Here is a 9,796-nt window from a genome sequence, read left to right on the forward strand (position 1 = left end):
CACACCGAAGCAGATCCTTGAACGCTACACCGCGTTGACGGGCCGCCCTGCGCTGCCGCCGGCCTGGTCGTTCGGTTTGTGGCTCTCCACTTCGTTCACCACCGATTACGACGAGTCCTCCGTGATGCAAATGTTGGATGGCATGCGCGATCGCAACCTGCCGGTGCGCGTCTTCCACTTCGATTGTTTTTGGATGAAGGAATTCAACTGGTGCGATTTCAAATGGGACCCGCGCACGTTCCCAGACCCGGCGGGGATGCTCGCCCGCCTCAAAGCGCGTGGACTGAATATCTGTGTGTGGATCAACCCTTACATCGCGCAGGCCTCGGCGTTATTCGATGAAGCCGCGCAGAACGGATACTTGCTCCGCAAACCGAACGGCGATGTGTGGCAGACCGATCTGTGGCAGGCGGGCATGGGCATCGTGGATTTTACGAACCCCGCCGCGTGTGAATGGTTCGCCAGTAAGTTGCGCGTGCTGATGGATATGGGCGTGGACACGTTCAAGACCGATTTTGGCGAGCGCATCCCAACGGATGTGATCTATCACGATGGCTCCGACCCGTTCAAGATGCATAACTATTACACCCAACTTTACAACCAGACAGTGTTCAATACACTCAAGGAGAAACGCGGCGCAGGCGACGCGGTCGTCTTTGCACGTTCAGCGACGGCGGGCGGACAGCACTTCCCTGTGCATTGGGGTGGTGATTGCACGGCCACATTCGAATCCATGGCGGAAAGTTTACGTGGCGGTCTGTCGTTGAACCTCTCCGGTTTTGGGTTTTGGAGTCACGATATCGGTGGCTTCGAGCAGACCGCGCCAGCTTCGGTCTATAAGCGCTGGTGCGCGTTCGGCCTGCTTTCCTCGCACAGTCGCTTGCATGGCAGTTCGTCCTATCGCGTGCCGTGGTTGTTCGATGAGGAAGCCGTGGAGGTGTTACGTCATTTCACGCGTCTCAAGGCCAAGCTGATGCCTTATTTATATGAAGCGGCACGTGAGGCGCACGAGTGGGGCACTCCGATGTTGCGCGCCATGCTCCTGGAATTCCCTGCCGACCCCGCGTGTGCGACGCTTGACCGTCAATATATGTTGGGTCCCTCATTACTCGTCGCGCCGGTCTTCGCGGAAGATGGCCTCGTGGAATATTACCTGCCCGCCGGGCGTTGGACGCATCTGCTCGATGGGCGCGTGTTGGAGGGTCCGCGCTGGGTCCGCGAAACTTATAACTATCTGAGCCTGCCGCTGTGGGTGCGACCGAACACGGTCCTGCCCATTGGCGCGCGTGAGGATCTTCCCGATTATGACTTTGCTGAAAATGTGACTCTGCGCGTGTATGCCTTGGAAGACGGGGGAACGGTCAGCACGCGCCTCCCGAACCTGCGCGGTGAAACCGAAGTGACTTTTACCACAACCCGAACTGGTTCGACCTATCACATCGAACGGGACGGTACCGCGAAACCCTGGCAAGTCTTGCTGATGGGCATCGAAAATGTCGCGGAGGTGAAAAACGCGAACGTCCAGTCTTTACCAGAGGGGACTCTGCTCTCCCTGTCTCGCGAAACAGATAGAGTCGAAATTAACATTGACCTACTTGCAGATGTGCTCTAGCACGTCTAGCTTCTATCAACACGGATCATTGGAGAGGCAATTCCAGTATAATCACCTCATGGACACGAAAACCCACTGGGAAACAATCCATCAAACCAAAACGCCAACCCAGGTCAGTTGGTATCAGGAACATTCGCTTTTATCCCTGCAGTTCATAACCAACGCCAGCATTGGTAAGACAAGCCAGATCATCGATATCGGAGGCGGCATCTCCACGCTTGTGGATGACTTGCTGGCGAACGGGTATGAAAACGTCAGTGTGCTGGATATTTCCGCCGCGTCCCTGCACACCGCCCAACAGCGACTTGGCTCGCAGGCGCAAAAAGTCAATTGGATCGAAGCCGATATCACACAGGCGCAATTGCCTAATCAATTTTACGATGTCTGGCATGATCGAGCTGTGTTCCACTTCCTGACGAAAGCCGAAGACCGGCAGAAGTATGTCGAAACGGTGCGGCGTTCGGTCAAGCAGGGAGGGCATGTCATTGTCGCCACCTTCGCTCCTGATGGACCTCAGAAATGCAGTGGTCTTGATGTTGTCCGTTACAGCGAAGATAGCTTACACAATGAATTCGGGGATGATTTCGAAGTAGTGGACAGCACACGCGAGACGCATCACACCCCCTTTGGGACAGACCAGAAGTTCGTTTACTGTTACTGCCGCAAAGAATAGTCCAGTATCGGTAAAAGGGAAAGTAGGATGAATCAGAAGATATTCCAAAGAATATTTCTTTTCATTGCCAAAATCGGTTCCGACGCAAATGACGATGATGAAATCCGCCTGCAAAAATCACTGTTGGTGGTGTGCGCCTTCCCGTTCATGGTCGCAGGAGTCGCATGGGGATCAATCTATGTCTTTTATAATGAACCACTAGCCGGGGCGATTCCACTCTCCTATTCGTTTATATCCCTGCTCAGTATTATTCATTTTGGACGAACACGCCAGTATCGTTTTTTTCGTTTCAGCCAGCTCGCTTTGATTCTATTGCTTCCATTTTTTCTGATGGTGGCATTGGGTGGTTTTGTCAATGGCAGTGCGGTTATTCTGTGGGCGCTCATCTGTCCATTGGGTGCGTTACTCTTCGACGAACCTCGTCACGCGCCTCGCTGGTTTCTTGCCTTCGCCACCCTTGTTATTCTCAGTGGCTTTTTACAGCCATATGTACGGCTCGCCAACCATCTCTCGCCAGGGCTGGTGATTTTCTTCTTCGTCATCAACCTCCTCGGTGTCGGTTCACTGGTTTTTATGATGGTCTATTATTTCGTCGGTCAAAAAAATATGTTTCAGCAGAAATCCGAATCGTTATTACTGAACATCCTCCCTAAAGAGATTGCCGCCATTCTCAAAAACGAGAGTCGTACGATTGCCGATCATTACAAGGAGGCAAGCGTCCTGTTCGCGGATATGGTGGGCTTCACTCCGCTTTCGGCACGATTACCTCCCGTGGAAATGGTCGAACTGCTCAATGAGGTCTTTTCTTTTTTCGACTCGCTATTGGACAAATACGGTGTGGAGAAAATCCGCACGATCGGCGACAGTTATATGGTGGCTTCGGGCGTGCCGCGTGGCCGCCCCGATCATGCCCAGGCTTTGGCGCGCATGGCATTGGAGATGCGTGACTATATTTCCACGCACACGTTTCGGGGGGATCAACGTGTAATTTTTCGAATCGGCATCAACTCTGGCTCAATGATCGCGGGCGTGATCGGTCGCCGCAAGTTTGTGTATGACGTGTGGGGTGACGCGGTCAACGTTGCCAGCCGCATGGAGTCACATGGCGTGGGCGGCGCGGTTCAAATTACACAAACCACCTATGAGTTAATCAAGGATGAATTTGTATGCGAGCCGCGCGGCACGGTGAACGTGAAAGGCAAAGGGGAAATGGAAGTATGGCTGGTGAAGTCGGCGATGGAGAACAAGTAGCATACAGCATGGCTTTCTACCGAGACCGTATTTATCCCCATCTTGTGGACATCCTCGGCAATCCATGGCCCATCCAGAAAATTCGCAAACAAATCATCTCCTTTGCTGAAGGGGATGTTCTTGAAATCGGCGCAGGCTCCGGTGCGAATTTCATTCATTACGATCCCGCAAAGGTGACCGGGCTCTATGCCCTTGAACCAAACCCAGGCATGATCCGACTTGCAGAAGGAAAGCGCCGCAAAACAAACCTAGATATCGAATATCTTGATCTGCCTGGAGAGCACATTCCTTTGGAAGATGGTGTCATTGATACTGTTGTCAGCACCTTCACCTTGTGCACAATTCCTGATATCACAGATGCTATTCGAGAGATCGCACGTGTTTTGAAACCAGATGGCAAACTCATCTTCTTTGAACTTGGAATTTCGCCTGACTCTAGAGTTCAACGCTGGCAAAAGCGATTAGAACCAGTTCAACATTGGTTGTTCCAAGGCTTGTATCTGACACGGGATATTCCAGTTTTGCTCAGAGAAGATGGCTTTCAGATCAAACAGATGGAGCAGGCATATTTAGCCGAGTTTCCCAAGTCATTGTCATACTGTTGGTGGGGTATTGCGGTGCCTCCATCGCAATAAGATTGATGTGATTACAAATTGCTTGGCACGTGGTAATTTGTACCACTACTGCTCCAATGCGAATTCAATTGCTTCATCCATCGCCATCTCGCGTCCCTGTCTCCACAACGATTCAAACGCTGCCCCCATTAATTGAGCATGCGCGTCATAATCCCCACGCATAACGGGCGGGATAGGCGTTCCCATTTTCTCTCGCATCGCCTCCGCCGCGCCGAAGAGACGCGCGGCGCGTTCGTGTTGGTTTTGCGCTATGGCGATTTTTCCCAGCCCTTCAAAACATTCGGGAATACGGATAAAGTAGTGCAGTTTACCTGCCCCTGCAATTGCTTCCACATATGTTTTTTTGGCGTGAGGGATGTCTTTTTCCAGCCAAAGAACGTGACCCAGCCAGGGCAACAGGTCAGGCACATCTGGTGGACTTTCCTTTCGCAAGAGCTCAATCTCGCGCTCCATTTTTTCACGACCCTGTGATGGTTGACCATTATAACACTCCGTCATGCCAGCGATACATCTCATATACGCCGTGTCTGACTTGAGATCTGTTTTTTCCAGCATTTCCACTGCGGATACAAGACTTTGATGCGCCTGTGTAAAATCTCCCTGCGCCCATCGGACAAGCCCGAACCTGAAATATGACCTGCCCTGATTGGCGTGATCGTTCGCAGATTGGGCAATCGCCATACTTTGCTCGGCGATTTGATATGCCTCATAATAATCGCCCTGCAAATAACTGATTCTGGCTAATTGCCGCAAACTGACTGACAGCCACTCGCGATTTCCCAATTCTTCGAATGTGTGAATGCTTTCCTGATAAATTGCTTTTGCCTCATTTAAGTTGCCGCGATTGATGGCGAGATTTCCCGTATCGGCTACAGGATGAGATAGACTCCAGTGATCGCCAACGGGCTTGAGCATTTCCAGACTTTGGTCGAATAATTTTTGCGCTTCATCCATAGACCCCTGATGTTCTGCGATATGCGCGATGCAATGGATACACTCTCCCATGCCCCAGCGATTATTGATTTTTTTGTACGTATCGATACTGTCCTGATATTTTGCTCTTGCTGTGTCCAGTTCCCCGGCGAAATGCGGAAAATAAGCCAGATGATACTGTGTGTACCCAACCCTGAAATCGTCGCCATATTCACGGAAGATACTCAGTGCCTCTTCCATTTTAGGCTGATAGGATTGAAATTGCGGAGTAAAGACTGAAAGGGTGACAATGCCATGAGTGGCATTTGCCCACGCAAACGGATATTTCTTTTTCGCGTCCTCATCCAGCACCAACGCTTGGTTGAACCAATTCCGTCCTTCCTCTTCGTGTCCGTGAATCTGCCAAAAATATGTCAATGCCGAGGGGATGCGTAACGCCTGCTCGATGTGTTTTTGTTCAACGGACCAACTCATCGCAGCGCGCAGGTTGTCATGTTCCAACTCCAATTGGTTGAGCCACGTCACTTGTTCGGCTGTGCGTAGTTTGGGTTCCGCCTCTTCCGCCAACTGCATGAACCAATCGCGGTGACGGTTCTTCACATCGTCCACTTCTTCGGATGCGAACATCTTGAATTCGGCATACTGTCGTATCGTTTCGAGCATGTGGAAGCGCGCTTCGCCATCAAGTTCCTCTTTGACTACCAGCGACTTATCCACGAGCCGCGCCAAATCATCGAGGACGGACGCGCCGCCTCCTTCTACGCTGCAAATTGATTCTGCCGCCTCAAGCGACCAGCCCCCTGAAAACGCCGCCAACTTGCGGAAGAGACTCTTCTCCGAGTCGGAGAGCAGGTCGTAACTCCATTCGATGAGCGCGCGCAATGTCTGTTGACGCGGCAGCGCGGTGCGATTTCCGCTAGTGAGCAGGTTGAAGATGTCTCCGAGCCGCGCTGCCATCTGCTCAACGGACATCACCTTGACGCGCGCCGCGGCTAACTCGAGGGCGAGGGGAATGCCATCGAGACGGCAACAGATTTGAGCTATGGAGGAAGCGTTCTTTTCCGTCAAAGTAAACGATGGGATGAATGTCCTAGCGCGTTCGATGAACAGTTGCACCGACTCACATGCGGCGATTTCATCCAACGACGGCAGGTGCTTCGGGTCGGGGAACGGCAGGGATGGGACATGATATGGGTGTTCGCCTGCGATGCCGAACGCTTCGCGACTGGATGCCAGCACGCGAAGTTTTGGGCTGGACTGAATCAGCGTTTCGACCAGGCGCGCGCAGTCTTCGATGAGATGTTCGCAGTTGTCGAGAATGAGTAACAACGATTGATCCCCGATGTATTTTGCCAGCGCAGGCGCGTCGTTGTCTTTTTCATGCAACTCCAACGCGGACATGATCGTACCAACGATGAGCGACGGTTCTGTAAGCGACGCCAGTTCCACAAACCAAACTCCATTTGGGAATCGCTCCGAACATTCCGCGCCCACTTGCAGACTCAAACGAGTCTTGCCCGCGCCGCCCGAGCCGGTGAGGGTTATCACTCGATGTTCAGTGATAAGCTTTGTTATCTCTTCAATCTCATGCGCGCGCCCGATGAAACTGGTTAATTGTGTCGGTAAATTGTGACGATAGACATCTAGTGTTTTGAGCGGAGGGAAATCGGCGGGTAGATTCGGGGTGACGAGCTGATAAAGACGTTCGGGGCGAATCAAATCTTTGAGTCTGCGTTCGCCCATGTCGCGGAGAGATAATCCATCCGATAAACCATCACGAATGAGTTGTTGGGTTGCATTGGAAATCAACACCTGTCCTCCATGCCCCGCAGACATGATGCGCTGGGTCATTGCGAGGATCGCGTATGCGGTGTATTGTTTATTCTCATTGAGTTGTGACGTGCCTGTATGGATTCCCATCCGCACTTTGATGGGCGCGGGAGTCCACGACTCGTTTTGTAATATGCGTTGTGCCTCCAACGCGGCGTTCAGCGCATCGCTGGCGGAGTGGAATGCCACCGCGAAGGAATCACCGACTATCTGAAAGACATATCCATTTTGGTTTTGAATGGATTGATTCAAAATCTCATGATGCCGCGCGAGCAGAACTGGCATCGCATCAGGATATTGCTGTGCCAGTTTGGTGCTGCCTTCGATGTCGGTGAAGAGGAAAGTGACAGTGCCCGACGGAACACCTGCCATAACTACTCCTTCGAGATGGCGAAAAATTTTAGTTATTATATGCCAGATTGAATTATCTGTTGTTGGTGGTAATGATCTGCGGTTAAGAAAACGACATACAATGATTGTGATTATCTTGACACGGTTGACAGCGAACTCACCGCTCCCACTGTTGAATCAATAATCAGGCTCTTGTACACCTTTCCCATCTCAACCGGTGAAGGCTTCATATCATTTTCCAGCCACCACTCGCTCAGCGACAATAAAGACGTGGCGATGTGATTCGATGCAATGTTAACCGTCACCTGATTGTTCAACCTCCCCAACGGCGCGCAGGACTTTTGAAAAACGGCGGCGATATTCTTCACTACCTTTTTGCGAACGCGTAGCACACTCTGGCTCTTGAGCAGAATGCGGAAGAGGTCGGCTTTTTGCTCAATATATTCAAAGATGAGCCGTCCTTCCGTTTCAAGGGCGGAGGTATCAGACTGTTTCGCCAGCGTCTCGATGTGGGTCATCAACTCCGCCAGCCCTTCGTCCAACACCTCCATCAATAATTGATCGAGACTCTGGTAATGCCTGTAGAACGTGATGTACGCCACCTCGGCGCGTTCCGTGATGTCTTTGATCGTGATGGAGGCAAAATCTTTTTTCAGGATCATTGACACCAACGCCTCACGCAACAAACGGCGTGTACGTTTGACGCGTGGGTCAATATTCACGGGGGAGGATTTTCTAGGCATGATTATCCTGTTCGTTACAATATCAATCGTTCCGAAGGTTTTATAACGGGGCTGTTATCAACTCAAAACAACTTTCGGGGCGCTCGCTCAAAGTTTTGTTACAAACTGCGGCTTTCTATAACTTTTGTTATATCAATGCCGAGTTCGTAATTGACTTGCTCACCCGGCTGGCTACAATGCAAACATTGTTACACAGTATAACAAAAGGAGCAACCATGAAAACGATAACAACGAGCGAAGGAAAAACCTGCAAGCCTCACCGCATCCCTCACAACGCCAGGCTAACGCCGACTCAACTACAAAACGCCTATGATGAGATCGCCGATCAATACGAGAAGAAAGTTTGGTTCGACCAGCACATCCTCGGCGTGGCGCGTTTGAGGAAAAGACTGCTGTCAAAAGCAGGCGGCAGGGTGCTGGAAGTGGCGTGCGGTACGGGGCAAAACCTGTCGCTCTTTGCGCCAGAGAGCGAGGTCACAGCGGTTGACCTGAGCCCTGGCATGCTGGAGGTGGCGCGGAAGAACGCAAGCCAACATGGGTTGAACGTACGCTTCGCTGTGATGGATGCTGAGCGACTCGAATTTCCGGATGCCAGCTTTGATACGGTCGTTTCGACTCTATCCACCTGCACGTTCCCCGATCCGGTCAAAGCCCTGCAGGAGATCAAGCGCGTCTGCCGACCGAATGGCCTGATCCTGTTGCTGGAGCATGGACATAGTTCCGTGCCCTGGCTCGCCAGGTATCAGGACCGCCATGAATTTCAACACTACGAAGCCCATGCAGGCTGCCGCTGGAATCAAGATCCCCTGGACCTGGTTCGATCCGCAGGTCTCACGCTGTTGAAAAGCAAGCGGAACATATTGGGCATGTTCCATTCGATCGAGGCACTGCCGTAATTCAGATGACCCCGGCCAAAAGCAGCGTGTGTTTTCAGCAGAGTTGCCGTGAAACTCTGGCAGCCTCTGATGCGCAGCAGGTCGGATTAGCCATCCGACCTGCTGCTGGTAGTTCATCAAGATCGATCTCAGAGAGCGTGATAGATCTTACTTGTCGCCCAAATGTTTGACGCTTCCCACGCCGCTGATCTGCTTGCTCACACTGGCTGAACCGTAGTAGCTGACCGAGCCTGCGCCGGAGATATGTGCATCCAGTTCTTCATCGGCCCATACGGTGGCTCCACCGGCGCCGCTGATATTGATCTCCGCACGCTGCCCATGCAGGTCTTCCCCTTCAAAATCACCAAACCCGCTGATGGTAAGGCGCAGCGTTTCGGTCGTGCCCGAGGCGGTCATATTGCCTGCACCGCTCAAACTGACCGTCAGCGCCTGTACCGTGATCTCTTCAAGTTCCAGATTCCCAGCCCCGCTGAGCGAAACTTCCAATTCGTCCGTTTCGAGGACTTCGATGGTCAATTCACCGGCGCTATCAAATTCCACGTCTTTCAGGTCTTTGACCACGATGGTGATCCTGACGACTTTGGTCGCGTTGACGCGCTCGCCTTCATCCGCATCGTAGAAGATCTCCAGTTTGTCGTTGCGTACGCGGGTCTGCAGACCCGGCAGAACGTTATCTTCCGCTTCGATCTTGACGGACTCAACACTGCCCTGCGAGATGAAGACCTGGGCCGGATAATCCACTTCGATGGCATCGAAGCCGCTCACTTTGCGACTCTCCGTGACCACATTGCCCGAACCCGGCTCTGCCGGCCCAAGCTGGAAATCGTTATCGCCAAAGCTGATAAAGCCGGTCAGCGATGGTCGGTTCCAGC

8 protein-coding genes are annotated in these 9,796 nt (G+C 52.2%); 5 read left to right on the top strand and 3 right to left on the bottom strand.

The annotated features are described in order from the left end of the window. From yicI to AC14M5_RS04885, 4 genes are all read left to right on the top strand, one after another. A partial coding sequence (gene yicI, locus AC14M5_RS04870) for an alpha-xylosidase (protein WP_484028514.1) occupies window positions 1–1,612 on the top strand: 1,612 nt, incomplete at its 5' end. Window positions 1,613–1,670: 58 nt separating this feature from the next. Then, window positions 1,671–2,285, top strand: a complete 615-nt coding sequence (locus tag AC14M5_RS04875) for a class I SAM-dependent methyltransferase (RefSeq protein WP_484028515.1) — start codon at window positions 1,671–1,673, stop codon at window positions 2,283–2,285. A gap of 27 nt (window positions 2,286–2,312) precedes the next feature. Further along, window positions 2,313–3,536, top strand: a complete 1,224-nt coding sequence (locus AC14M5_RS04880; protein ID WP_484028516.1) for an adenylate/guanylate cyclase domain-containing protein — start codon at window positions 2,313–2,315, stop codon at window positions 3,534–3,536. Further along, complete coding sequence (locus AC14M5_RS04885) at window positions 3,503–4,171, top strand: class I SAM-dependent methyltransferase (RefSeq protein ID WP_484028517.1); 669 nt, start codon at window positions 3,503–3,505, stop codon at window positions 4,169–4,171. Before AC14M5_RS04880 ends, AC14M5_RS04885 begins: the two co-directional genes overlap by 34 nt. A gap of 45 nt (window positions 4,172–4,216) precedes the next feature. Here the strand turns inward: AC14M5_RS04885 and AC14M5_RS04890 are convergent, their stop codons facing one another. Further along, a complete protein-coding gene (locus AC14M5_RS04890; protein ID WP_484028518.1) occupies window positions 4,217–7,306 on the bottom strand; it encodes a tetratricopeptide repeat protein in 3,090 nt (1,029 codons plus the stop codon). A 110-nt stretch (window positions 7,307–7,416) separates the two neighbouring features. Continuing rightward, a complete protein-coding gene (locus AC14M5_RS04895) occupies window positions 7,417–8,028 on the bottom strand; it encodes a TetR/AcrR family transcriptional regulator (protein ID WP_484028519.1) in 612 nt (203 codons plus the stop codon). 95 nt (window positions 8,029–8,123) lie between these two features. Here AC14M5_RS04895 and AC14M5_RS04900 point away from each other — a divergent pair, with 95 nt between their 5' ends. Then, window positions 8,124–8,924 (top strand): class I SAM-dependent methyltransferase, encoded by an 801-nt coding sequence (locus tag AC14M5_RS04900; protein ID WP_484028520.1) that lies wholly within the window; start codon window positions 8,124–8,126, stop codon window positions 8,922–8,924. A 147-nt stretch (window positions 8,925–9,071) separates the two neighbouring features. Here the strand turns inward: AC14M5_RS04900 and AC14M5_RS04905 are convergent. After that, the coding region (locus tag AC14M5_RS04905; RefSeq protein WP_484028521.1) for a head GIN domain-containing protein at window positions 9,072–9,796 on the bottom strand (725 nt) is incomplete at its 5' end.

It is taken from the genome of Candidatus Villigracilis sp. (assembly GCF_057083605.1).

What these genes read in the sequence shown, in the direction of transcription:
- AC14M5_RS04895 (WP_484028519.1), bottom strand. Translation starts at nt 8,028, where the DNA reads ATGCCTAGAAAATCCTCCCCCGTGAATATTGACCCACGCGTCAAACGT.
- AC14M5_RS04875 (WP_484028515.1), top strand. Translation starts at nt 1,671, where the DNA reads ATGGACACGAAAACCCACTGGGAAACAATCCATCAAACCAAAACGCCA.
- AC14M5_RS04890 (WP_484028518.1), bottom strand. Translation starts at nt 7,306, where the DNA reads ATGGCAGGTGTTCCGTCGGGCACTGTCACTTTCCTCTTCACCGACATC.
- AC14M5_RS04880 (WP_484028516.1), top strand. Translation starts at nt 2,313, where the DNA reads ATGAATCAGAAGATATTCCAAAGAATATTTCTTTTCATTGCCAAAATC.
- AC14M5_RS04885 (WP_484028517.1), top strand. Translation starts at nt 3,503, where the DNA reads ATGGCTGGTGAAGTCGGCGATGGAGAACAAGTAGCATACAGCATGGCT.